Source organism: Cyclobacterium plantarum (genome assembly GCF_011290685.1).
Classification (GTDB): Bacteria; Bacteroidota; Bacteroidia; order Cytophagales; family Cyclobacteriaceae; genus Cyclobacterium; species Cyclobacterium plantarum.
The window spans coordinates 898017-924248 of record NZ_JAANYN010000002.1 but is presented as its reverse complement, the minus strand read 5'-3'; the positions used below and the strand labels follow the sequence as shown (position 1 = coordinate 924248).

Here is a 26232-nt window from a genome sequence, read left to right as displayed (position 1 = left end):
TTTCGATCCGGCTTACCTGAGTTGTATCAGCTGTTCTTGGGTATCGAGGTCAATTGTTATTGCAGGAACGGATTTACAGATCTGAAAGGCATGTTCTCCCACAGGCAGAGGGTCAAATTCCGAAATCTCATCCAGGAATGCGATGTTGTTAGCTTGCATTTTTTGCTCCTGACCCCGGACGATTGCAACCTGTTCAGAAAAGCCATGAAAGTAAATTTTAGTTTTCTTAAAGGAGCTTGTAAATTCTCCTGTTGCTGCTCCTATCGTGAGGACTCCATGGTCATGGTCCATCCGAATGGTTCTTTTGGAGAATTTTCCGTTCAGGTATTGGCGGCTTTTTCCATCATCTTCATACAGGTCTTGGCTTTGTAAGCCTTTTCCTTTATATACATGTATTTTTAATCTTCCATCATGCATGTCATCAACATATTGAATGGCAGATTGCATGAGCAGAATGGAACCTGCTGCTACAAATACCGGTAAGTAATCAAGCGGGCAATCCCAGAAGACTTCCTGACCTCCCCTGGTCTTTTTGTCCGAGAAAAAATGGTACCAGTCACCCTCTGGCAGATAGATTTTGGTGATGATTTTATAACTTTCTACCGGGGCTATCAACAGGGAATCGCAAAACAGGTATTGGTTTTCATAAGCTCCATGGTATACTTTGTCATCAAAGGGATAAACCAGGGCAAGACTTTTTGCCACAGGCAATCCGTTTTGGCTGGATTGATAAAACGCAGTGTAAATTAATGGCATCAACTTGTATCGCAAGCGGATATAATTTCTGGCAATGCCCTCTACCTCCTCGCCAAAAGACCAGGGCTCGGAAGCATGGCTGTTGATCATGGTATGGGCGCGGAAAAAGGGACAAAATGCCGCAATACTGATCCATCTGGCAAATAGTTCCGGTGAACAGTTTCCTACAAAGCCACCGATATCATACCCGGAAAATGGTACGCCGCTTAATCCAAGACTGTTTACCAGTCTGATGCCGGCCAGCATGTGTTCATCATTAGATACATTATCCCCTGTCCACACCGCAGCATGTCGCTGAACTCCGGCAAATCCCGATCGGGTCAGGACAAAAGGTCTGGATTCAGGGTGTTGCTTTTGTTGTCCCTCTGAGGTGCTTCTCGCCATCTGAAGCCCATACACATTTCGGCTTTTTTTATGGTTTCCCCCCACACCCTCAAAGTCGAATTGTACCAAATTGGGTATGGTTTGGCCCCAGGTGGCAGGTTCGTTCATATCTGTCCAGAACCCATCTACCCCCAAATCAGTATAAAATTTTAATTTTTCCGCCCACCAATCTCTCGTTTGGGCAAGCGTAAAGTCAGGGAAGGCGCACCAGCCTGGCCATACCTGACCCTGGTAAATCTCTCCATCCGGATACTTTAAAAATAGGTTTTTAGATTTTCCTTCCAGATAAGGAGTATAGTCTTCATCGACTTTTATTCCCGGGTCAAGTATTACTACTACCTTAAATCCTGATTTTTTGAGGTAGCTGATCATGGATGAGGGGTCGGGAAAATTATTTCCATCGAAGGTAAAAACCTTGTACTTCTCCATATGGTGTATGTCCAGATAAATCACATCTGCTGGGATGCCTTTATCCCTGAAGGTTTGTGCCAGTCGAATCACATCTTTGTCAGGGTAATAGGAATACCGGCATTGCTGGTACCCCAGGGCCCATTTCTGGGGAAGTTCCGGCTTTCCTGTCAAATAAGAGAAGGCAGTAATGATGTCGGCAATGTTTTGATCGTGAAAAAAGTAGTAATCCAAATCCCCATCTTCTGCTGAATAGTAAGCGTAACGGTTGTTCCCGGCACCAAAATTAAAAGTTGTTTTGTGGGTGTTGTCAAAAAATATTCCATAACTGAGCCCGTGATGCAACCCCATAAAAAAAGGTATGGAAAGGTATAAAGGATCATCCCCTGTGCCATAGGCAAAATGGTCTGTGTTCCAGTGAGTATAGGTTTGCCCATATCTGTTTAAACCTCCTGTTTTTTCGCCAAGGCCGATGAATTTTTCCCATTCCTGTAGCTTTTTATAATTACTGACCTCTGTACCCAACCAATGAATCCCATAATTGGGGTCGTCTTCGCTGATTACCTGACCTGAAGGATTTTTAAAAGTAAGCGAAAAATTTTCCTTGCTGACGGACAAATGGATTTTGGTGGTTTTTAAAAAAAGGAATTTATCCTGATCCTCAAAAGAATATGCATTCTCATTCGCTTCGGCTACCACAGAATAGGGGTTGGGTTGAAAAGTTTTTTTTAAACTAACCTGAATCCTGAAAGTATTGTCCGCATAAACCTGAATCTGAAATATACTGTTCTCCGTTTGTCCTGAAATACCTGTGGGCGTCAGGCGGTAGTTTTTTAGTTTGCCAGGCACTTTCGGATAAGCTTCGTTCTTTTGCATTTTTTTGGCTATTTTTTTTCAATTTAACCAGGAAATCCAATATTCAAAAGCGAAAAACGGGATGGTACAGGGTGTATCGGTAAAAGGTTTATTCCAGTATCCCGGACCATGTTTCGCAATCGCTTGTCGTGTATCGGGAAAGGCTGTAATTAAAAAAATTAGGAGGTTTGGAGACTGATGCAGCACAAAGCAATGCTGAGGTCGACAAGCCCAATACAATGGCTGATTTATTGTTGAGGCCTGGGGATTGGTTTGCAATAGAATTCCAAATCCATGATTCGGGTCATTCTAATTCTAAATTGGGAGAGGGCATTTTTATGCATGGCCGATAAATAAATTATCCCCCGGTGTTAACAGGTGAAAATGCAATAAAAAATGGCTGACCGGGCTTTACAAATAGCCGGGTCAGTCAAAAATCCTACCGGATTACCCGTTTATCTGGCACAGGTTTGAACCTAGGGTTTGATGTCCCTTTTTACCAAATATTCTTTGATGTCCTTTTTGGGAAGAGTACCCACTTCCAGTGAATTCAGATCAATATCTACCGGTAGCTTTATTTTAATGATTTTAAAATCTTTGTAGTTCCCCATTGGTGCCCGAGGACTGGGAGATTTCTCATAGGGCAAATCTTTGGCCAGAAAAGTAGTGGTAGAAATGTCAGAATTAATTGCTTCAAATTGCAGGGCATCATATTCCTGGAAGTGATAATCTTTATCCGTTGTACGCTTCTCCAGTTCCAAATCAGATTGTGCCTGTACATGAATAGAAATAAAAGCAAGACCGCATAGTAAAATCATCAACTTCATATCTGTATTGGTTTTGGTTATAATGGTGGTTTAATTTAATCAGGATTATGATCAATTCCCAAAATTTTAAACAAAACTTGGCAATTTATTTTTCATTGACTGGTTTTTTAAACGGTTGGATGGTATAAAAAAAACATAAATGGGAGGGCATGCTGGTAAATAATGGAATTGTCAGTACAGGGAATTAAACTGGCTGAAAATACAAGATTAATAAGATTTGGTTTTGACCAAATATTTTCCTGTAATGAGAAAAAACTGAGCGACAACTGCAAACCACACTAAAGTGGCAAGCCATTTTATCCAGGGATTGTTCATAGGGTCAGGTACATGGTGGATTTGGCTTGCTCAGTGCTTCTCCATCAGACACATTCAGCAGTTCGGTTTGATTCAACTTGTTCCTTTGGACTTTACACAATATCATGTTTAAAATTAAGTATAATTCCTTAATTTTAAGCATGAACCTGTGTAACGGAAAACAATAAAATGCATTTTTTTGAATCCCATAAACTGTCTGAAAATATCTTTGTCGGTGTTTTCTTACTTTTTCTGTTTTTATTAGGCTTTCCAATGGCTTCCGGGGCCCAACAACAAGCCTTGCGCGTGTATTTGGAAACCGACAGCAGTTCCTATGCCGGACTGAGGCTTACAGGACAGCTCTGGATGCGACTGAACGAGAATAATCCGGGCACCTTGATCAATGGACAGGCTTCCTCGTCCTTTTTCGATATCTCTGTAAGAAGGATTCGTTTTCAGACCTATGCCAGGATCAGGGAAAAAACCAACATTACCATGACCCTTGGGCAAAATAACATCAATTACCTGACTGCGCGATCCGGTGAAATCCGGCTTCTTGATTTTTATGTAGATCACCGCCTGCACCAATTTCTTACGGTAGGAGGAGGGCAGTCGGGTTGGAATGGTACTTCCAGGTATGCCGCACCCCTAACGAGTAAAATGTTGACACTGGATGTTTCCCCATTCATGATACCAACCGTCAATCAAACCGATAATATTCTACGGAAATTAAGTGCCTACCTTAAAGGGCAGGTGGGTAAATGGGATTACAGGTGGGTATTCAGCAGGCCCTATGCTCCGGTTGAAAATACAGGGATTTCGGCAATTTCTACTTTTGCCAATGTTAAACCAGGCATGCAAACCGCTTTTTATCTGAAACACCAATTTTTTGAAAAGGAAAGTAATCATTCTCCTTTTCATTCCGGAACCTATGATGGTGAAAGGAAGCTTTTAGCTTTGGGAATGGGTTTTGAAAGGCAAAATGATGCCATGTGGCACCTCAATACGAAAGCCGATACAATAACGACTTTTATAAACCTGATGGCGATTGATCTTTTTGGGGAATTGCCTTTACCAAAGAATAAGGCATTGACTTTTTATACAGGTTATTTTTACTATGATTTTGGTCCCGATTACCTGCGGTTGATAGGGTTTAACAATGTGGGCAGGGGAGTAAATGAAAAGGGGACATTCAATGGATCAGGCAATTCCTGGCCTGCCATCGGTACCGGGCACACGGTGTATTTTCAGGGGGGATTTTTGTGGAAAATTCCTGAGAGAAAGGAAAAAATCCAGCCTTTTATCTCAGGACAATATTCACAATACCAGCGATTGGACGATCCTGTATCTTATTTTGAAGGTGGGGTTAATTTTTTGTTGAATGGGCAGGCTTCAAAAATAACCCTGGCCTTTCAGAACAGGCCGGTTTTTGATTTTTCAGGAGAAGGTAAGCTGATCGAAACCACAAGAAGAAACGCTTTTGTCCTGCAATACCAGTTGCGGATAGAATAACTGGTTTTCCGAAAGGCAAAACTAAAGGCCGGGTAATTTGACCCAGCCTTCAGTTTTGGAATCTATTCTTTTACCCACTCATTGTCTTCTCGATTGATATCTGCCAATCTTTGTGAGGGGTCTATAATGATGCTTTGGATCGCTGAAATGGGCTGATCGAGCAGGATTTCTGCATTCGTATGTGTCCAGGGCCATCTTTGGGTAAGGATTCTTTTCGCAAAACCTTCTTCTTCGGCCTTTATACCCCGCATAATGGTCAGGGGCAGGTAAACGCTTTCCTGATTTCCATCCGCATACTTGATCAATAAATCGATGGGCATGGGCATCAGTCCCTTTCTTTGGAGGGTTATTTTTGTTTTGCCATTTGTTTCTTCTACCCCAGCTATCGCATAATCAATTGTTTTGGTGGTATATACCCAATATTCCTTGAACCAATCGAGTTCCAAACCACTTGCCTTTTCCATTACCCTGGTAATATCGTTGGCATTGGGATGCTTGAATTTCCACTCTTCCCAATACCTCAACATGGCCTGATCCCTGATATCTTCACCTATGATATAGCCCATTTGGGATAAAAAGAGGGCTCCTTTGGAATAGGCGGCGGCACCATAAGCTGTATTGGTATGAAAATGATCCGCATGCGTGGCCATCGGCTCTTCCAATCCGGATTTTGCCAGTCTTTCATAGCTCACATAGGCACCTCTTTGTGGAAATCCGGACGGTTCTTCTGTAAAAATAGCCGCCATGCACCAGTTACTGGCAAAGGTGGTAAATCCTTCATCCATCCAGGGATAGAGAGATTCATTGGAGCCCAGAACGCCTTGAAACCAACTGTGGGCCAATTCATGTACCATTACACCCACCAGGCTGCCGAGAGACCTCTGACCGGTAATAAGCGTAGACATGGGGTATTCCATTCCTCCGTCACCTCCCTGGATGACCGAAAATTGCTGGTAGGGGTATTGGCCATAGTTTTCACTAAAATATTCCATCGCCCTGGGTGTAAACTCTTTCAGTTTGGACCAATTGTTTTCTGTTTTGGAATTTTTGATATACAGGTGGTGTATGGTGATGCCATTTTCCATGGTTATTTTGTCATGGGTGAAATCAGGGTCGGCAGCCCACATGAAATCATGTACCTGCGGTGCATAAAAGTGCCAGGTAAGTTTGGCTGCTTTAGATGGGCTCGTATTTTTTCCATCCTCCTGGTAGCCATGCCCTATTTCATCAGCATTCTGTAGGTATCCGGTCCCCCCCAGCACATATTCCCTGTCAATGGTTATTTTAACATCAAAATTGCCCCAGGTACCATAAAATTCCCTGCCTATGTAAGGGTTGGCATGCCATCCCTGCTCATCATAATTTGCCATCTTGGGATACCATTGTGCCATGGAATACCTGACCCCTTCGGCATTGTCCCGGCCAGCCCTTCTTACCTGCAGCGGTACCTGAGCCTCAAACTCAGAGTTGAAAATTGCCGTGCTGTTCGGAAGAATTGGTTCGGGTAAGGTTACTTCGAGCACGGTGCCTACCTCTTCCATAACTACCTTTTTACCATTCATGAGCAGACTTTTTACCCTCATATATCCGATTTCCTCAGGTCCTAAATTTACGATTCTATCACCAACCCTTCTGTCAGGATCCGCGATGGTCCTGGACCGTTCATCCATCATGCTGTTGGGCTGAAAAGCATTGTAAAACAAGTGAAAAAAAACTTTGGTCAAAGTATCCGGAGAATGGTTGGAATAGGCGATGGTCTGCCTGCCCTGGTACCGATTGGAAGATACATCCATATCCACTTCTATTTGATAGTTGATGGATTGCTGCCATCGGTTGCTTTGTGCATGGGATAAAGGACCAAAGCCAGTAAGTATCAGTGTCCAAATAAAAAAGAAGGTGGTTTTTTTCATCTTTTGTTTCGTTTTGGCCCTAAAATAAAGCAAATAAAGCTAGCAGACAAACCGTTTTCCCCCACAGGTTGTTTTGGATGAAATTTGATTTTGTTTTGATTAAACTTTCAGTCATTTTTATGATTATCCTGAACAAGCATCATTATCCCATATAAAACGGATTAAGAAAGGGTAAAACCTGTCAGGTTTCATTGACTCAATTATGTTGTTGGTTGAATATCAACAAATACCTGACAGGTTTGTGGATTTTAGGTATTACCTGGGACCCGATCTGAACCAGCGCATAGGAAATTGAGTTGCTTTTGGGAGGTGACTATTTTCATGGGCATGTTTACAGGTTATTAAATGAATAAAAACAAGGCTTTTTCAGGTTTGGCAATTGCAGGGCTCACCACTCTTTTTTTTATACTTACCTGGCAGGGTCTTACTTTTAATTATGATTTTGAAAACTTTTTCCAGGAGAATGATCCTGACCTGGATTTTTATCGGGAATACAGGGAAAAATTCGAAAATGACAATGATTATCTCCTGATTGCATTAGGTCATAAACCTGATATTTATGACAGCCTTTTTCTGGAGCAATCCCTTCAATTGAAAAAGGAGATCTGCGGGCTGGAAGGCGTTTTGGAGGTAGTTTCCCTATTGGACCAGGAAGAAGCCCTTATAGGCCCGTTTGGGGTGAATTTCCGGCTCCTCCTGGATTGGTCTTCCTCCGAAAACCTTAAAAAAACTGCACAAAGGCTTTCAGAAGATGATCTTTGGAAAGGTAGTCTCATGGACGAAAATGCCCGTTACCTGCTGCTTTTGGTCAAAAACAAACAACGTATCGCCAAGGAGGAGGGAGACAGGTTGTACATGGCTATAGAAGGATTGCTGAGGCAATCTGAGATAACCGATTATAAAGCGGCTGGAAAAATAAAAGCACAAGGTGCTTTTGTCAGTTTGCTGCAAGAAGAGTTCGCTTTTTTCTTTCTTCTGGCTATCATATGCGTACTCCTCTTGCTGTGGTTGTTGTACCGGGTTTGGTGGGCGATAGTGCTACCGCTAATCATTATTTTAATTGGGATTTTTTGGACCATCGCTTTTCTATTGCTAACGGGAGGTGAACTGGATATCATGCTGGTGATGCAACCCCCTATATTGATGGTAATTGGGCTGAGCGGTATGGTGCATATTTTGAGTCATTATCAGGGGTTGATCAGGAAAAATGTACCGAAGGAGAAGGCGGTGGCCCTTGTTTTTGGAGAATTGGCCTTGCCGATTTTCCTGACAGCACTTACCACTGCATTGGGATTCATTTCGCTCTACTTCACGGATGTATATAGCTTAAAATGGTTTGGCCTCTATACGGGCTTGGGAGTATTGTTCATGTTTACATCCTTGATGAGCCTCTTGCCAGTGGCCTTGTTTACGTTTGCACCACTCGGCTCTTCTCAAAATAAGGTATGGGAGGCAAGATGGGAAAATTCAATGGGGAAATTGTACCAATGGATTTTAGCCAAAAAAAGCCTGATTGCGGTACTTTTTGTAAGTATTAGTCTTTTGGCGGGGATTTTCATGTCCCAGGTCAAAACCGACGGGTATATTTTGGACAATCTGCCTGAAGATCATCCATTAATGGCTGATTTTCGGTTTTTTGACGAACGATTTTCCGGCTCCAAACCGTTGGAAATTTTTGTATCCGTTGAAAATGATGACCTTACTATTTTTGATTACCAGGTGCTCAGTGAAATGGATAAGTTAGCCGCATTTATCAAGGAAAACTACAAAACTGATAATGTGCTTTCTCCGCTCACCCTGATCAAAAGTATCAATAAAGCAAGAAACGGGGGCAACCCAAAAGCTTTTCGGTTGCCGTCCGAATTGGCCTATCAAGGCATGGACCGCATCCGTGATCAATTTATGGAAAGGCGTGATTTGGGTGTCTGGTCGGAAGACCTTAAATCAGGAAGAATGAGTGCCAGGATGGAGGATCTGGGTAGTTTTGAAGGGCAGCGCCTGCATCAAAATTTAAACAGGTTTGTGGAGAACAACGTAGACAAAGAGCTGCTTCAGGTAAGGATCACCGGTACTTCCTTTTTGATAGACAAAAGCCATGAACAGGTAACCCAAAATGTTTTTGAGGGTTTGGGTTTCGCTTTTTTCCTGGTGGTTTTTATTGTCGGCCTGCTCTACAAATCCTGGCGGATAGCTTTTCTGGTCTTGCTGCCCAATATTGTTCCACTGCTATGGATAGGGGGGGGCATGTATTGGTTTGGTATTGATTTCAAGCTTTCGACATCAATTGTTTTTGCGATCGCCTTCGGTATAGCGGTAGATGACAGCATTCATTTTATGACCAACCTCCGCTTACAAATGGCAAAGGGGAATTTATTGGATCATGCCATGCGCCTGACTTTCATGACCACTGGCAAGGCCATTGTCCTGACTACTTTTATCTTATCATCTGGTTTTTTGGTCTTGATGTTCAGTGACCTGGAGATTCCCTGGTTTGCCGGGTTTTTGGTTAGCCTTTCCTTGTTTTTTGCCTTGTTGGCAGATTTATTCTGGCTACCGGTATTGTTGCTATCCATTAAAAAGCTCCTGAACGCTAAAGTTATTGGGGCTCTTCCGGAAAAGCAAAAACTGCAGAAATAGGATAGTGGTCGGAATAATCCACTTCCCTGTGGGTATTGAATTGTAAAATATCTATACCATCATTAAAAAAAATATTATCGATGCGCAAAAAAAATAACACTTTATTGTAAGTGAAGCCAAATCCCCTGCCCATTTGCTCGAAACCATTTTCTAAAATTTCCCTTAGACTGAAATAAGTGTAGCTATAGGGCAAGTCATTAAAATCTCCTGCCAAAATCACAGGGTGGGGACTGTTTTTTATGTGTTCTCTAAGTATCCCGGTTTGAGTTGCCCGCATTTGAATACCCTGTTTTAATTTTCTAATGGTACTTCGGTATTGGCTTTTGATGCCTTCCAGGTTATCCAGTTCTGCCGCACGGATATTCATGGATTCCAAATGGGTATTGTAAATTCGGATGGTATCCTTTCGGATAATGACATCGGCAAACATGGCTCCATTGTTTTTTTTATTGTCAAAAACCTTCCCACTATGGATGATGGGGAACCTGCTGAAAATGGCCATACCATAAGATTTCTTTTTGGGGTTTCCGTCTACGGCTATAAAGGCATGTTCATATTCCCCTTCATTGCCGATAATCTTCAGCGCATTTCTTGAAGGTGTAGTAAAATCCTGGTAAAATTCCTGAAAGCATTTGATGTCTGAGGGATTTTCTTTCGCCCATTGGATGGAGTTCAGGATCAATTCTTCCTTGTTAGGTCCCCAGGTATTGTTAAAAAGCATGACATTGTAGCTCAGAAGGGAGAAACCCTCGGTCTCCTGATCCGGGAAATTCCATTGGATGGTGACTATAAAGAATTTCCAGCCTATAATTAGGGCTAAAATGGGGAAGATGATCAATTTAATCCTGCCAAATAATAGGAGAACAACCAAAAAAAGATTCAATAAAACAAAAATGGGTATTAACAGTGACAACAATCCTGTATAATCCCAGTTTTCAGGGGAAATATGTACGCTGAAAAAAAGTAAAACGGAAATAAAAAAGATTGAAATGATGATAAAACGCATATGCTTGCTGTCTGTGTTTTGCAAATTAAAAAAAAAGAACCGTTAGCGCACAAAGATATTTTTTTTGGCGGCCATTTCTACTAAATTATCCCAAAATTGAATACTCTCCCGGGGGTTTTAACAATTCCTACCTTCTCCACTGGTCCTGCAAACCAATTTTTATCGAAGCGACTATGTCCGGAAACAGATGAATTACACTTCAATACGCCGGAGGTGCAGGGGTACCAACAGACTGGCACGGGTGCAAGTAATGTTCTCAAAAGATTACCCTAGTCAAAAAAACGCCCACTGGTGTAAGGAAAGAAATCGTCAATGGTATAATATTGGTCCCTGAGCGGAGTCGAAGGGAGCAATCTGACCCGGGGCTTTGATATAAAACGTTGAAAAAAGCAGGCGTTATCAGGGGAATCAATAAAAAATTTCACATCCAATAAAGATTTAATGGATTAATAATGTGAAATGCAGCTGGGCGGGTAAGAAAAAATATATAAATTAGGGTTTAATTTAAATCTGAAGACCATGCACAGAATTGCCAGAAATTTTTATAGCATTTTCGTCCTTTCATTGATCATCATCAATTGGTCTTGTTCCGGAAATAATTCGGATTCTTCCGTTTCAGAACAGGAAGATACCGAGGAAGTTGCAGCTGAAGAAGAGCGGGCAAGTCCATTAAAAACAATTTCAGGTAATATCGGAGATAAAAGCATTTCGGTTCAATATGGTTCTCCTGGAATAAAAGGGAGGCAGATTTGGGGTGATCTGGTACCTTATGGGGAGGTGTGGAGAACAGGAGCAAATGAAGCAACCTATGTCACCCTGGAGGAGGATGTTTTGGTAGCCGGTAAACCGTTAAAAGCAGGTAAATATTCTCTTTTTACCATACCCAGGGAAAATGAACCCTGGACCCTCATTTTCAATTCAGAGTGGGATTTGGAACATGGACATTTTCAGTACAAGGAAGAAAACGATGTATTAAGGGTTACTGCAAATCCGGAATGGGTGGACACAGATCAGGAATGGCTTTCCATTGCCATAGTACCTGATGGTCTGGAAGTAAAATGGGAAAAATTAGTATTACCCATCTCAATTGAATGAAATATATAGCCTTCTTTTTTTCATTGACTTTTTCCCTTCTTGTCGCGGTGGGGCTGTCCATTAATTTGGCTAGTCTTCCCCCTTTGGCCAGTATATTTGATCCGTTTAAGGGGTTCTGGCAAAATGCTTACAGCGAAGACCATAATCCTGCTGAATCCTTATTTCTGGAAGGGCTTTCAGAACCTGTTGAGGTAATCTTTGATGAGCAGTTGGTTCCCCATATTTTTGCCGGATCTGAAAAGGATCTTTATATGACCCAGGGTTATGTCACCGCGGCCCACAGGCTTTGGCAAATGGAGTTTCAGGTATTGGCGGCAGAGGGAAGGCTATCCGAGATTGTTGGGGAGATGGCCTTGCCAAGGGACAGGGAAATGAGAAGAAAAGGGCTTCGCTTTGGTGCCCGGAACAAATTAAAACATTTGCAGGAGGAAGATCCGGAGACCTTGTCCATGATGCAGGCTTATGCCGATGGCGTGAATGCCTATATTCGCCAACTTTCAATAGGACAACTTCCAATCGAATACAAGCTGCTGGATTATCGACCTGAGCCCTGGAGTCCCTATAAATCCCTGATTTTTTTGATGAACATGGCGGAGATATTATCCGGGGATCAGGATTTCACCTATACCAATACCAGGAATCTTTTTGGGGATTCCTGGATGGAACATTTGTTTCCGGAAACCCCTGAAGGCATCGTTCCGGTGATTTCCAGGGAAAGCTGGGGCTTTGAGCCAGAAGAGGTGATTATGCCTGAGGTAAGCTACCCCGATTCGGGGTTTTTTGAGAAAGTTTTCCCAGGGAAAGAGCCCGGTTATGGGTCCAATAATTGGGCAGTGGCAGGAGAAAAAACCGAAAGCGGTTATCCGATATTGGCCAACGATCCCCATTTGGCACTCAATCTGCCTTCCCTTTGGTATGCCATTCAGCTGAGTACGCCCCAAAATACGGTGAAGGGAGCAAGTTTGCCAGGGGCTTTAGGTGTGATTTCCGGTTTCAATGAAAACATTGCCTGGGGCATTACCAATGCAGACCGGGATGTAAGGGATTGGTATAAAATAACTTTTAAAGATGATAGCAGGTCCGAATACCTCTACAATGGACAGTGGATAAAAAGTACTTTCCAATTGGATACCATCAAGGTAAAAGGCCAAAATGATTTTATTGATACCGTTGTCTATACCCACTACGGTCCCGTTGTCTATGACAAAAATTTTATGCTGGAAGGAAAACCGCTTAACTTTGCCCTGAAATGGACAGCGCATGCTCCTTCCAATGAGCAGCGTACCTTTTTGGCATTAAACCGGGCCGGTAATTACCAGGAGTACCTGGAAGCCATCTCTCATTTTGCCGCGCCTGCTCAAAATTTTGCTTTCGCCTCCCTTGATGGGGATATTGCAATGACCGTTCAGGGAAAATTCCCCCTCAAATGGTCCGGACAGGGAAAATACCTGATGGACGGCAGTCAATCCGCATTCGAATGGCAGGGGTATATCCCTGTAGAACACCATGCAAAGGAGGTCAATCCCGGGAAAGGATTTGTTTCTTCTGCCAATCAACATCCTGTTTCCCCCAATTATCCCTATTATGTATTTTCAGATCAATATGAATATTACCGAAACAGGAGAATCAATCAGCAGCTATCTGAAATGCAGGGGATCACTATTGCGGACATGATGAAGCTGCAACTGGATAATTATGACCTGCATGCCGCTGAAAATCTGCCCTATATGCTGGATAATTTAGACAGCATTGCTCAAGCGGGAGCAGCTGGTAAATGGATCAGGATTTTGGAAGATTGGGATTATTTTGCGGAAGCAAATGAGCCTGCACCGGCCCTTTTTCAGTCCTGGTGGCGACACCTTCAACAAAAACTGTTTGGATCCTGGCAGGACAATGGTCTGCCCATTGCTTATCCTTCCAAATATACCCTCTCTCTATTATTGAAAAATGAACCTACTGGCATCTGGTTCGATGACTTGCTAACCACAGAAAAGGAAACCGCCAGACATTGGATAAACAAGGGTTTTGAGGATATGGTAGTGGAAATAGATACCTATATGGATTCAAATGATTCTCTTACATGGGCGGAATATAAAAGTACTCATATTGACCACCTTATCCCAAACCTTAAGCCTTTTGGCAGGAAAGCACTGGTAGGGGGAGGTAAAAATATTGTAAATGCCAGCAGTGCCGACTGGGGGCCGGGTTGGAGAATGGTGGTTGCATTGGGTCCAGAAATCGAGGCCTTTGGGATTTATCCGGGTGGTCAATCAGGAAATCCGGGAAGTAAATTTTACGACAACCTGATAGATGAATGGGAAAGTGGAGCCTATATATCCATAGACTTGAGGAATCGATCTGATTTGGACCGGGTACTTTTTAAAACCATCTTTAATCCAGACTGAAATGAAGTTTTTTTTCCACCTCTTGATCAATGCCATTTTAGCCTATATTCTTGGGCCTTATCTACCCTATTGGATGTTGATGATCGTCATCGCGTTGCTTGCCATTTGGGTAAAAGGGCCTGCTTTTCTCGCCTTTTTTGCGGGGGCACTGGGCGTTGCCCTGGTTTGGCTGATCATGCCCCTGCTGATCTGGTCTGTTTCCGGCTCGGTTCTTCCCGAAAAATTTGCCCAAATACTTGACATATCCAACAGTTCACTGCTGGTCGGCATTACTGCCCTAATGGGTTTTTTGATAGGGGGGTCAAGTGCCTTGACAGGCAATCTATTGGGTAAATTGTTTTCGAAAAACCATATTTATTAAATTCAATAAATTGTTGAATAGAAATAGTCTAAAGCCATTTTTGGTTTTTTTTCTATGCTTTTTACCTAAATTAGAATAATTTTAAGACCTACATATAACCTACAGTGTACTCTTTTTATCATTAACCAACAACCGGATATGTCAAAAACCATCATAGTTTCCAACAGATTGCCCGTTAGTTTACAGCATAAAAATGGAAAGTTTGAATTCAAACCCAGTGCGGGAGGACTAGCTACCGGATTGGGGTCGATTTACAAAGAGGGTGAAAATATCTGGATCGGCTGGCCGGGAAATGACGTGGCAGATGAAAATCAACGTATGGAAATCGTTGAGGAATTGAGGAAATTAAAGATGGCTCCGGTTTTTTTGACCAAAAGCGATGTGGAGCTTTATTACGAAGGCTTCAGCAATGAAACCATCTGGCCTGCTTTTCACTATTTTACCCAGTATATCAATTATGAAAATGATTATTGGGAAGCCTATTGCCGGGTAAATCAAAAGTTTTGTGATGCCATTTTGGAAAGTGCCAATGACGACGATACCATTTGGGTGCACGATTACCAGTTATTGTTATTGCCCATGATGCTTAGAAATAAGCTTCCCAAAGCCACCATTGCCTTTTTTCAGCATATTCCTTTTCCTTCCTATGAAATCATCCGCATGCTGCCCTGGCGAAAGGAGATGCTTGAAGGAATGGTAGGTTCAGATTTAATTGGGTTCCATACTTATGATGACATGCGGCACTTTCTCAGTGCCGTCGGGCGTATCCTGGGCCACTCCAATGAAAGCGGGTTTATTCAGGCGGACAATAGGCTGATCAATGTGGATGCTTTCCCCATGGGGATTGACTATGACAAATTTGCCAGTGCTGCAGCCAGTAAAAAGACACTGAATCACGTAAAAAAATTCAAGGAAATGCTGGGTGATCAAAAGTTATTGATCACCATCGATCGGCTGGATTATTCCAAAGGAATACCTCAGCGGGTCAAAGCCTTCGATCAGCTTTTGGAGGACCATCCGGAATACCATGGCAAGGTTTCCATGATCATGGTAGTGGTTCCTTCCAGGGATAGGGTTAAGTCGTATCAGGCATTGAAAGAAGAGATAGATACCCTGGTAGGTAGCATCAATAGTAAATTTTCAACCCTCAACTGGGTTCCGGTCCATTATTTTTACCGGAGTTTTCCTTTCAATGAACTGAGTGCCTTCTATACCATGTCCGACATTGCTTTGGTTACCCCCCTCAGGGATGGGATGAATTTGGTATGCAAGGAGTTTGTGGCCAGTAAATCCCAAAAGCAAGGCGTATTGATCCTTTCAGAAATGGCGGGTGCCAGCAAGGAATTGGTAGATGCCATTCTGGTAAACCCAAATGACCAGGAAGGTGTTAAAAATGCCATTGTGGAGGCCTTGTCCATGGACGAGGAGGAGCAGGAATTGCGCATCAGTTCCATGCAATCCAGTCTGAAAAAATATGATATCTTCCAGTGGGTCAAGGTTTTTATGGACAGGCTCAAGCATGTGAAGGAAAGACAGACCGACCTGGAGTCCAAGGCCATGGACAATAAGATCAGGGAACAGATGGTACAGGCTTTTAAATCTGCCAGCAGACCTATAGTTTTCCTGGATTATGATGGTACGCTTGTGGGTTTTAAAAGCCGTCCCCAGGATGCTTTTCCGGATGAGGAATTAAAATCCCTGGTAAAAACCTTGTCCGAGTCCTGTCAGGTAGTTATCATCAGCGGGCGCGACAAAGAAACCCTGGGCAAATGGTTCAAGGGGCAAAAAGTTGACATGATCGCAGAGCATGGTGTCTGGCTTAAAAAGAAGGACCAAAAAGAGGACTGGGTGTTGTATGCTGATGTGGACGATAGCTGGAAGGACGATATCAGAAAAGTCATGGAGTACTACGTGCTGCGAACCCCCGGTGCGTTTATAGAAGAAAAGCACCATTCGCTTGTATGGCATTACCGGAAAGTGGAAAGTGGACTAGGTGACCTCAGGATGAGGGAGCTGTTCAGTCACCTGAAATACATGGCCCGGGGCCATAATCTTCAGGTATTGGAGGGAAACATGGTATTGGAAATTAAGCGGCCGGACATCAATAAGGGCAGGGCAGCGCTGGCCATGATGCGTGGAGAGGATTACGATTTTGTAATGGCATTGGGTGACGATTGGACAGATGAGGACACTTTTAAAGCCATGCCTAAAAGTGCTTATACCATAAGGGTAGGATATACCTATACCCAGGCCAATTACAACATCAAAAACCCCAAAGAAGTCAGGGTTTTATTGAATAGCCTGATCAGTTGATCCTGACAATGCGGACGCTACTATGGTCATTGCAAGCCTGAACATTCGGATTATCCAAGGTGATTTTCGTAATATTTCGGAGTTGTGAAATAGATTATTCAATTGCTGAAATACTTGTTTTTTGGGGCAACTTAAATAATATCTCTCATTCAACTGTTTGGTCGACAATAGAGAGTATGTTGGTCAATAGACGCGCAAATAGGCTGCATGCCGATTCATGATTGATTTTTTGATCTGTTTGGGGCAACGCCTGACTTTTATCGCCTTGTCTGTCTATTTATTCTGTGGCGGCAGGCATTTCATTTTTGGGGATCAGGTTAAGGATATGTTGGCCGTTGTCCTTGTAGGTTTCCTGGTTTAGGGAATAGAAATAAGCCCCTTTTTTGGAAGAGGATTTATCTTTTTCATTTTTCTTTTTCAGAATATTACTGGATAATAATTTACGGGTAAAGTTTCTCTTGTCAATTTTCATGTCAAATAGACCCTCGTACAAGGCCTGAAGTTGCGGCAAGGTGAATTTTTCCGGAAGCAGCTCAAAGAGAATTGGGTGCATGGAAGCTTTGTACCTAAGTCTGCAAAGTGCCATCTGTACCATTTCCTCATGATCAAATATTAATTGAGGCAAATCATTCATCAGAAACCAACGTACGTGAAAATCTTCGTTGATTTGCTTTTCGTACTTTTCTATGTCGATCAAGGCCATATAAACCACGCCTACTACTCTTTCAACAGGGTCCCGGTCAGGTTGGCTAAAGGTATGCATTTGTTCCAGGTAAACCTGTTCCAAACCGGTCAACTGTTTTAAAATCCTGTTGGCCGCCTCATCCAGGGTCTCCTTTGGCTGTAAAAATCCGCCCATAAGGCTCCACTTTTCCTTTTCAGGGGCAAAGCCTCTTTGAACCATAAGCAATTTGTAGTCTTTACCATCAAACCCGAAAATTATACAATCCACGGCTACCAAAACCCTGGTTTGACTGGAATATTTAATCATCTATAATCTATTATTAAGTTGGGTGAATGAATATTTCCTGCTTTATGCTGACCTAATCAATACTGTTTTTTATCGAAAAAGGCCAGAATTCAAAGGCTGAATCTAATAAGTTATTTTTATTTCCAGGATCATGCCTTTTATCCTGCATTTAAGTTTACTTATTTTTTTTCAAATGTCAATGGTACATTTAAAAAAAAGTCTGGAATTTTTCATTTACCTTGAAAATATTCAATCTGGGAAAACAGGGCAGTTTTTTAAGAAGGGGTTTATTAATAGGTTCTGCCATTTTACCGGATACATTGGGGAAACATTTAGAGGATATTATATAAACAAATGGTTTGATATGTTGAGAACCAGAAACCTCAGGAATTACCTGCCCGGTGCCTGCGAAGATTTTGTAGGCACTACCAATGCCTTTAACGGTATCTTTGCCTAGAAGAACTTGCTATTCCCGATTCCCCTGAGAGAGATAGATGTAAATGCTGAGCTGGTACATAACCCCGATTATTAAAATAACAAACATTTCTATTATAAGAAACAAGTAAATGAAGAGGGGGCCCAGGCTTCCTTTTTTTGTATTATGTCCCAATGAAAAAGCTTTTTAGTTTTTATTTTTGGAGATTTTTGTCAGCTAATATTTTTTTCTTGTTTTTAAAATATTTAATATGAACCCGTAAAATAAGACTAATTCTAAGAAAGACCTCATGATATCAGTTAAAAAAGTTAAAAATTTGAAGTAATACAGAATATTATACTGAATTATCTGCACTGGTAAATGAAAACGATATAAAGTAACTTTATTAAAAATTTCAAATAAACCGCTCATCCAAAATTATTACAGCCTATGGAGAAATAATCCCGTCAAAGTAACTCGAGATCGGTAAAAACTGACCTCTATCATCAACAAACAATTAACAACAATCCATTATGAAAAGAAATTTACTTTATTGCTGCCTGGTGAAACCGATATCACCTCTGGTGGCAATCCTGTTTTGTCTGGTTTCCGGAGGGCTTATGGCCCAGGGGACGGTTCTGGACAGGAATCTGAAAAACATTGAACCTGCCTTACCCGCCCTGGCTTCCGATCAGGTGCTGGAGGAGGTGAAATTGCAAAATGCATTTGATGTGACCGTCACAGGAACGGTGACCGACGAAAATGGTCAACCCATTCCAGGTGCCACTGTATCGGTACCCGGCACATCTACAGGTACCGCTACGGATCTGGATGGAAAATATTCCATTACCGTTCCGGATGGTGCTTCTCTGGTTTTCTCCTTTATCGGCTTTGAAAGCCAGACGGTACCAGTAAATAACAGGTCCACCATTGATATTACCCTGACAGAAAGTGCACAGGCGCTGGATGAAGTGGTGGTGGTCGGTTATGGTACCCAGCAGAAAGTTAACCTGACCGGAGCGGTTGGTGTAGCCGGATCTGACCGATTGGTGAACCGGCCTGTAGCCAATGTGGCTGAAGGGTTGCAAGGAGTAATTCCTAACTTGAATATAGAGCCACAAAATGGTGATCCTTCTCAAAGCCCTTCTTTTAATATCAGAGGTTTTACTTCTATTAATGGAGGTCAACCACTGGTACTTGTGGACAATGTGCCCATGGATCTCAACCAGCTCAATCCGAACGATATAGAAAGTGTTTCTGTGTTGAAAGATGCCTCAGCGGCTGCGGTATATGGTGCCAGGGCAGCTTTTGGGGTGATATTGGTAACCACAAAAAGTGGTAAAGCAGGAAAAGTAAATGTGAGCCTTAACAGTCAGTTTTCCCTGGCCAAGCCCATATTCAATATGGATCCTATCACCGATCCCCATGATTTTGTCAATGCCAGAAACATTGCCAATATCCGTACCAATGGGGTGCCTTCCTATGATCCGGACTGGGTGGAAGGAACCAGAAGGTGGTCTGAAAATCCAATACCCGAAAACGAATGGCGAGTTGTCGACGGAGCGTTGAGGTTTTATGGTTTCAACAATTACCAGGACAATATCATGACCGATTTTGCCCCCACCCAACAGCATGACCTGACGATTTCTGGGGGGTCTGAAACTTCCAGCTTTTTTGTATCCTTCGGTCATTTGAGTAAGGATGGCTATTTGAATTCTGACCGCAATGAAAATTTCAAGAGGTACAATGTGCTCATGAAAGGTGATTTTCAGGTTACCGATTGGTTGAAGCTGACCGAAAAAGTGATTGTCAATACCCAGAAAAGCGACAAACCGTATTTCTACAACTGGGATGTCAATATCAATTCACTGGCAAGGGTAAACCCCATTATGCCCATTCAATTCCCTGATTTGCCCCAATACCTGGAAGCGGGAGATAGGGGGCAATATGAGCAATACATAGGCATGTATTTTGGTGGCACCAATTTCTGGCCTTACCTGGAGGATGGCGGCAGGTCGCAGTGGAGATCCAACGACATCTGGTTGGATCAGGGAATAGAACTTACTCCGGTAAAAGGCTTGTCCGTCAGGGCCAATTTTGCCTATAATTTCTACAACAGGACACGGCAGGATGTGGCCAGCAAGGTGGAAATTGTCAACAATGACCTGAGGAATCCCAATGACATGATCAGTAATGGGTTCAGTGGTAATGATTTTATCAATGAGCGCAACGACATGAATCAGTATTATGTAATCAATGCGGTGGCAGATTACGTGTTTGATTTACCTGAAAAGCACAAACTGAACACCATGGTGGGTTATAATCAGGAATGGGGCCAAAATAAATACGTGAGGGCCCAAAACAACACCCTGATTACTCCATTGATCCAGGACCTTAATGCGACCATTGGTTTGCAACAAACCTTTGGTGGACAAAACCACATGGGCCTGAGAGGCGCATTTTACAGGGTCAATTATATCTTTGATGACCGGTACCTGATCGAATCTAACGGCCGTTATGATGGAACATCAAGGTTCCCGACCGATGACCGATTCGGTTTTTTCCCTTCCTTATCAGTAGGGTGGAGGATTAGCAATGAAAACTGGATGGCAGGATCTTCCAACTGGTTGGATGAGTTGAAAATTAGGGCTTCCTATGGACAATTAGGTAACCAATTATTGGTGGATCAAAACGATAACCCTATATGGTATCCTTACATTCCAACTATGGGTATAGGACAATCACCCTTTATGATGTCGGCTGGACAACGTACGCCTTACGTTTCTCCTGCAGGCCTCGTGAGTCCCACCTTAACCTGGGAAACCGTAATCTCTCAGAATATTGGGCTGGACTTTACCATGTTCGGGGGTAAGCTGGATGGTTCCATTGATGTATATACCAGGGATACCAAAGACATGTTGATGGCGCAGCGATATCCATCCATTTTGGGAACAGGTGCACCCCAATCCAATGCGGCTGATTTGAGGACTTACGGATGGGAAATGGCATTGACTTACAGGAATCAGGTGTCATCAGATCTAAATTATGATGTGACCCTGGCCTTGTCCGATTGGCAAGCTAAGATTACCCGATTTGATAATCCAGCGGGAGCCCTTCCCTCAGGAAACCAATATTATGAAGGCCAAATGCTAAATGAGATTTGGGGCTATGAAACGGTGGGTATTTTTCAAACCCAGGAGGAAGTGGATAACGCGCCGGACCAAACATTTCTGGGAGCCAACTGGAGAGAGGGAGATATACAGTATGCAGATCTAAATAACGATGGTGAGATCACACCCGGGAACAATACTTTAGAAAATCCTGGCGACAGGAGGATCATAGGCAACTCCACGCCTAGGTACAGTTTCGGTATCAACAATAACCTGCAATGGAGAAACTTCACCTTGAACCTGTTTTTCCAGGGAGTTTGGAGCAGGGACCACTGGCCTACTTCGGGAAACTGGACCTGGTTTTTCCCATTCAATGCAGGTCATGTGGAACGGTATTTCATAGAAGATTCCTGGTCTGAGGACAACAGGGATGCCTATTTTCCCCATCCCCATATCTCCACCAATGACAAGAAAAACATTCAGCCGCAGACCAGATTCCTGCAAAATGCCGGCTATATTCGTTTGAAGAATGTGAATTTAGGGTACAACCTACCCTACAGCTGGATGGAAACCATCGGTTTCCAAAGTGCGAATATTTACTTTGCAGGCATGAACCTTTGGGAATATTCTCCCATCAGACCACCATTGGATCCTGAAACCATATGGGAAGGGGCTATAGAGTACCCGATGCAACGTATTTATACCATAGGTGCTAGGATTACTTTCTAAACATTTAAAAGCAAGAAATAATGAAAAATTACAAAATATATTTCAGGCTTGTACTGCTGAGTTTTTTGATGCTCGGGGCCTGTAATGATGAATTCCTGGAACGGCTTCCTTTGGACCAGGTCAGTAACGAAACGTTCTGGAATACGGAAAATGACCTGGCAACGTATAACAATACCTTTTACCACATGTCCCAAGACGATGTGAATATTCCCATTATGCTGGGACATGATGATGGGTTTGACAGCCAATTGGCCAGTTATTACCATGTGGATGGTTTTGCAGACAACCTGGCGCCAAACCATGAAAGACATCGTCCTTTTCAACAGGTAAGGGCTGGCCGACAGGTTGTCCCCACCACTTCCTCAGGGATAGCCAATCAATGGTATGGCTATAGGGGGTGGAACTTTGTCCGAGCCATTAACATTGGACTGGAAAATTACCCCAAGGCAGCTATTTCTGATGAGGTTCGCAACAAATATGTTGGAGAAGCCCGACTATTTCGCGGTTGGTTTTATCACCATATTGTCAAAATGTTTGGCGATGCCCCTTGGGTAGAAAGGGAACTAAATGTGGATTCTGAAGAGCTTTTTGCAGAAAGGATGCCTCGTGAACAAGTGATGGACAATGTGCTGGAAGACCTGAATTTTGCGACTACCCATATTCCGGATGACTGGGGAGACGGCAATGAGCCGGGAAGGCTCAATCGATGGGCAGCGCTTTTGGTAAAATCCAGGGTATGCCTTTTTGAAGGTACCTGGAGAAAATACCATGGTGGTTCAAACCCCGAAATGTGGTTGAGGGAAGCAGCAGATGCAGCCAAAGAGTTGATGGACAATGGTCCTTATATGCTATACACCACTGGTGATCCGCTTCACGACTATAATGCCTATCATCGTGTATTGGATGTTTCCGGAAATCCCGAAGTCATGGTCTGGAGGCGGTACCAATTAGGGATATTGACCAATCATGTGCAGAGTTATTTTAACTATTCCGGAGGAGCCACCCGTAATTTTGTTGAGGACTACCTTTGTGAAGATGGTTTGCCAATTACCTTGTCCCCACTTTATCAGGGAGATGATTCCATAGAGGATGTTTTTGAAAATAGGGACCCCAGGTTAAGGCAGACCATTCTGCACCCGGATGATTCTGAGTTTTACATGTACCACAACGCAGACGGAAGGGATTACCCTAGGATACAAGGTCAGCAGGGAGGCAGAACTTCATCTACAGGTTACCACCAGATCAAGCATTACAATGCAAATGACATGATCGGAAAGGCTTATAATACTGCCGAAACTCCTGCTATCATTTTGCGTTTTGCAGAGGCCTTGTTGAATTTTGCGGAAGCAAAAGCAGAATTGGGTGAGATCACCCAAGCCGACCTGGACATGAGTATCAATTTATTACGTGACAGAGTAGCCATGCCTCACCTTGATATGAATCCTCCTATGGATCCTAGGTATGCGAATGATGGAATTTCTCCTTTATTGGTAGAAATCAGGAGAGAGAGAAGGATTGAATTGTTTATGGAAGGATTCCGGTATGATGATCTGAGGAGGTGGAAGCAGGGCAAAAAACTCGAGAAGCCGGATATGGGTATACAGTGGAATGCAGAAGCCGAAGCCAGGTACGAGAATGCGATCATTCAAACCAGTGTGGATCCTGACAATGGAAAAACCTATATCGATGTGTATAAAAATACAGATTGGGCAGACCCCGTTTTTGACGAAAGTAAGGATTATTTATGGCCGATTCCACTGGATGATTTGGCACAGAACCCCAACCTACAGCAAAATCCCGGATGGGAATAATAATCATAAGGTATAAAGAATTTCAGAATAAATGAATTTTCAAAAAACCTGTCCTTTTAAGGGCAGGTTTTTTAATTATTTTACATGAGTGGATAGGTATAGGAGGGTCAAAAATGTAAACAATGATTATATTTAAGGAAACAGAAAAAAAACAATAAAAAAAACATGAAATATTGAATAACCTTTAAAAAACATGAAAAACCCAAAATTAATCTTGTTTCTCTTCCTGATTGCAGGGATTTTTGTGGGACCTGCACAGTTATCCGCAATACCGTCTACAAATAATGTCAATACACCATTTAAACAGGATCGACACAAGCTGGAGAATCCAATTACAGTAAACTACATCAAGCGCAACCTGCGGAAATCCAGTCCCAAACTGGGCCTCAGCCCGGCCCTGGAAAGGAACCTCAAAAGAAAAATCCGGAATGATGAGGTGGTGGGTAATTATTATGCGGCAATAAAAGCCAATGCCATGGAGGTGATGGAACAACCTGCCCTGACCAGGAACATGATCGGTCGCCGGTTGCTGAGTACCTCCAGGGACATGCTGCACCGGGTCAATGTGTTGGGTATTGCCTACCGGTTGGAGAAAGACGATAGGATGCTGGAAAAAATCAATGAAGAATTAATTGCCGTCTGCAATTTCACAGACTGGAACCCCTCTCATTTTCTGGATGTGGCCGAAATGTCTACTGCCGTGGCCCTGGCCATTGACTGGGTGGGAGAGGACCTGCCCAAATCCACAGTAGAAATGGCAAAAACAGCCCTGATTGAAAAGGGCATCAAGCCCAGTTGGGAAGGCAATCGTGGATGGATTGACGGTACCAACAATTGGAACCAGGTCTGTAATGCAGGAATGATCGCTGCTTCCATTATGATTGCCGAAAAGGACCCCGAGTTAGCTGCCAAAACCATTTCCCGTTCGCTGGAGGGCATGCCCCATGCCCTGGCAGAATACGGCCCGGATGGGGTTTACCCGGAAGGATCTACCTACTGGAGTTATGGTACCAGTTTTTCGGTCCTGACTTCTGCTATGTTGGAAACTGCCTTTGGAACTGATTTTGGAATAGCCGAATACCCTTCCTTTAAAGAAAGTGCCAAATTCAGAAAATTGAGTATTGCTCCATCGGGCTGGTATTATAACTATGCCGATTGTGGGGACAAACATGGAACCGGTGGAGATATCATTATGGCCTGGTTTGGTACCAAAACAGGGAATCCATTGTATATCGAAAAGGATAAATTCACCCAGCCTGTGGAGGACATGGGCAAACTCAACCGCCTGGCCGGAGCCGGCCTGGTTTGGCTATCGCAGTTTGAGGCGGAGGAAAAGGAAGAATTGCCACTGGCCTGGAAAGGAGATGGTGCTAATCCCATCGTTATCCTCAGGGATGGCAATGAAGGTCCAAACAGTTATTATTTTGGGGGTAAAGGGGGGAAAGCCACCATCAGCCATGGCAATATGGATGCCGGTTCTTTTATATGGGAATTGAATGGGGTAAGGTGGGTCATTGATCCCGGAAACCAATCCTACAACGAACTTGAGATTACTGGTTTTGACCTTTGGGGCAGGTGCCAGGATTGTGAACGCTGGACGCTGTTGACCAAAAACAATTATGGTCACAGCACCTTGACCGTAAATGATGAATTGCACGTCAATGAAGGCTTTGCAAGCCTTACTAATTTTGAGGATGGTCCTCAGCCAACTGCTACTTTTGATATGGGAGCAGTCTTTGGAGATAATTTAACCGCAGCCACCAGGAAATTCATCAAACCGGACAATCAATCCATCATTATTGAAGACCAGATCAAAACCAACGAGAATACCAAATCCATCACCTGGCAACTGATGACCCAGGCTGAAGTGGAAATTGTGGATGGAGGAGCCATTTTAAAACAGGACGGAAAATCCGTAAAACTGGAAAACCTATCGCACCCGGACTTGAGGATATCCGTGATCTCACTGGACCCGGCCCCCTTGGAACTGGACCGGCAGATCGAAGGGTTGAAGCGCCTGGAAATCAGGATTCCGGCCTGGACCCTGGAAAACGGAGAAGGAACAATTGAGGTCAGGCTTTCAGAGATGTAAAAAGACGTGTTGTGCGACATTTCCGTGCTGTCCGACATTTGCAATGTCGGACGACAGATAAGCAGGATTTGTAATCCTGCTTTCGTGTCCATTCGGGGATTACAAATCCCCCTCATCTGCACCACGGAATTACAAATTCCGCAGAGCCCTGCTGTCCGACATTTGTAATGTTGGAAGACAGATAAACAGGATTTGCAATCCTGCTTTCGTGTCCATCCGGGGATTACAAATCCCCTTCATCTGTACCACGGAATTACAAATTCCGCGGAGCCGCGCTGTGCGACATTTGTAATGTCGTACGATAGATACTCAGGATTTGTAATCCTGCTTTCGTGTGCGTCC

14 protein-coding genes are annotated in these 26232 nt (G+C 43.2%); 9 read left to right on the top strand and 5 right to left on the bottom strand.

The features are described from left to right. Positions 1-12 precede the first annotated feature (12 nt). Both G9Q97_RS07790 and G9Q97_RS07785 read right to left on the bottom strand, forming a co-directional pair. On the bottom strand, positions 13-2424 hold the full coding sequence (locus G9Q97_RS07790) for a glycoside hydrolase family 31 protein (protein ID WP_166144992.1): 2412 nt from the start codon (positions 2422-2424) through the stop codon (positions 13-15). A gap of 455 nt (positions 2425-2879) precedes the next feature. Continuing rightward, a complete protein-coding gene (locus G9Q97_RS07785; RefSeq protein WP_166144989.1) occupies positions 2880-3230 on the bottom strand; it encodes a hypothetical protein in 351 nt (116 codons plus the stop codon). Positions 3231-3713: 483 nt separating this feature from the next. Here G9Q97_RS07785 and G9Q97_RS07780 point away from each other — a divergent pair, with 483 nt between their 5' ends. Continuing rightward, on the top strand, positions 3714-5036 hold the full coding sequence (locus tag G9Q97_RS07780; protein WP_166144986.1) for a hypothetical protein: 1323 nt from the start codon (positions 3714-3716) through the stop codon (positions 5034-5036). Positions 5037-5098: 62 nt separating this feature from the next. Here G9Q97_RS07780 and G9Q97_RS07775 read toward each other — a convergent pair whose 3' ends face one another. Continuing rightward, entirely contained in the window at positions 5099-6946 is a 1848-nt protein-coding gene (locus G9Q97_RS07775) for a M1 family metallopeptidase (RefSeq protein ID WP_166144983.1), read from the bottom strand. Positions 6947-7291: 345 nt separating this feature from the next. Between G9Q97_RS07775 and G9Q97_RS07770 the strand changes: the two genes are divergently transcribed. After that, complete coding sequence (locus G9Q97_RS07770) at positions 7292-9583, top strand: efflux RND transporter permease subunit (protein WP_166144980.1); 2292 nt, start codon at positions 7292-7294, stop codon at positions 9581-9583. On the opposite strand, the gene G9Q97_RS07765 is transcribed toward G9Q97_RS07770, so the two are convergent. Then, positions 9543-10589 (bottom strand): endonuclease/exonuclease/phosphatase family protein, encoded by a 1047-nt coding sequence (locus G9Q97_RS07765; RefSeq protein WP_166144977.1) that lies wholly within the window; start codon positions 10587-10589, stop codon positions 9543-9545. The genes G9Q97_RS07770 and G9Q97_RS07765 overlap by 41 nt on opposite strands. Before the next feature lie 519 nt (positions 10590-11108). Between G9Q97_RS07765 and G9Q97_RS07760 the strand changes: the two genes are divergently transcribed. The 4 genes from G9Q97_RS07760 (at position 11109) to G9Q97_RS07745 (ending at position 16763) form a co-directional block, all read left to right on the top strand. Continuing rightward, on the top strand, positions 11109-11684 hold the full coding sequence (locus tag G9Q97_RS07760) for a DUF2911 domain-containing protein (protein ID WP_166144974.1): 576 nt from the start codon (positions 11109-11111) through the stop codon (positions 11682-11684). Next, entirely contained in the window at positions 11681-14089 is a 2409-nt protein-coding gene (locus tag G9Q97_RS07755; protein WP_166144971.1) for a penicillin acylase family protein, read from the top strand. Before G9Q97_RS07760 ends, G9Q97_RS07755 begins: the two co-directional genes overlap by 4 nt. Before the next feature lies 1 nt (position 14090). Beyond that, on the top strand, positions 14091-14450 hold the full coding sequence (locus tag G9Q97_RS07750) for a hypothetical protein (protein ID WP_166144968.1): 360 nt from the start codon (positions 14091-14093) through the stop codon (positions 14448-14450). A 138-nt stretch (positions 14451-14588) separates the two neighbouring features. Next, positions 14589-16763, top strand: a complete 2175-nt coding sequence (locus G9Q97_RS07745) for a bifunctional alpha,alpha-trehalose-phosphate synthase (UDP-forming)/trehalose-phosphatase (RefSeq protein ID WP_166144965.1) — start codon at positions 14589-14591, stop codon at positions 16761-16763. Between the two features lie 277 nt (positions 16764-17040). Here the strand turns inward: G9Q97_RS07745 and G9Q97_RS07740 are convergent, their stop codons facing one another. Next, complete coding sequence (locus G9Q97_RS07740) at positions 17041-17754, bottom strand: NUDIX hydrolase (RefSeq protein ID WP_166144962.1); 714 nt, start codon at positions 17752-17754, stop codon at positions 17041-17043. A gap of 927 nt (positions 17755-18681) precedes the next feature. Between G9Q97_RS07740 and G9Q97_RS07735 the strand changes: the two genes are divergently transcribed. The 3 genes from G9Q97_RS07735 (at position 18682) to G9Q97_RS07725 (ending at position 25890) form a co-directional block, all read left to right on the top strand. After that, positions 18682-21987 carry a SusC/RagA family TonB-linked outer membrane protein gene (locus tag G9Q97_RS07735; RefSeq protein ID WP_166144959.1) on the top strand — a complete coding sequence of 1102 codons (3306 nt, stop codon included), beginning with the start codon at positions 18682-18684 and terminating at the stop codon, positions 21985-21987. Positions 21988-22007: 20 nt separating this feature from the next. After that, on the top strand, positions 22008-23798 hold the full coding sequence (locus G9Q97_RS07730; RefSeq protein WP_166144956.1) for a RagB/SusD family nutrient uptake outer membrane protein: 1791 nt from the start codon (positions 22008-22010) through the stop codon (positions 23796-23798). 193 nt (positions 23799-23991) lie between these two features. Next, entirely contained in the window at positions 23992-25890 is a 1899-nt protein-coding gene (locus G9Q97_RS07725; protein ID WP_166144953.1) for a heparinase II/III domain-containing protein, read from the top strand. Positions 25891-26232: the final 342 nt, after the last annotated feature.

Coding starts and splice junctions, on each gene's coding strand:
- G9Q97_RS07790 (WP_166144992.1), bottom strand. CDS start 2,424: ATGCAAAAGAACGAAGCTTATCCGAAAGTGCCTGGCAAACTAAAAAAC.
- G9Q97_RS07785 (WP_166144989.1), bottom strand. CDS start 3,230: ATGAAGTTGATGATTTTACTATGCGGTCTTGCTTTTATTTCTATTCAT.
- G9Q97_RS07780 (WP_166144986.1), top strand. CDS start 3,714: ATGCATTTTTTTGAATCCCATAAACTGTCTGAAAATATCTTTGTCGGT.
- G9Q97_RS07775 (WP_166144983.1), bottom strand. CDS start 6,946: ATGAAAAAAACCACCTTCTTTTTTATTTGGACACTGATACTTACTGGC.
- G9Q97_RS07770 (WP_166144980.1), top strand. CDS start 7,292: ATGAATAAAAACAAGGCTTTTTCAGGTTTGGCAATTGCAGGGCTCACC.
- G9Q97_RS07765 (WP_166144977.1), bottom strand. CDS start 10,589: ATGCGTTTTATCATCATTTCAATCTTTTTTATTTCCGTTTTACTTTTT.
- G9Q97_RS07760 (WP_166144974.1), top strand. CDS start 11,109: ATGCACAGAATTGCCAGAAATTTTTATAGCATTTTCGTCCTTTCATTG.
- G9Q97_RS07755 (WP_166144971.1), top strand. CDS start 11,681: ATGAAATATATAGCCTTCTTTTTTTCATTGACTTTTTCCCTTCTTGTC.
- G9Q97_RS07750 (WP_166144968.1), top strand. CDS start 14,091: ATGAAGTTTTTTTTCCACCTCTTGATCAATGCCATTTTAGCCTATATT.
- G9Q97_RS07745 (WP_166144965.1), top strand. CDS start 14,589: ATGTCAAAAACCATCATAGTTTCCAACAGATTGCCCGTTAGTTTACAG.
- G9Q97_RS07740 (WP_166144962.1), bottom strand. CDS start 17,754: ATGATTAAATATTCCAGTCAAACCAGGGTTTTGGTAGCCGTGGATTGT.
- G9Q97_RS07735 (WP_166144959.1), top strand. CDS start 18,682: ATGAAAAGAAATTTACTTTATTGCTGCCTGGTGAAACCGATATCACCT.
- G9Q97_RS07730 (WP_166144956.1), top strand. CDS start 22,008: ATGAAAAATTACAAAATATATTTCAGGCTTGTACTGCTGAGTTTTTTG.
- G9Q97_RS07725 (WP_166144953.1), top strand. CDS start 23,992: ATGAAAAACCCAAAATTAATCTTGTTTCTCTTCCTGATTGCAGGGATT.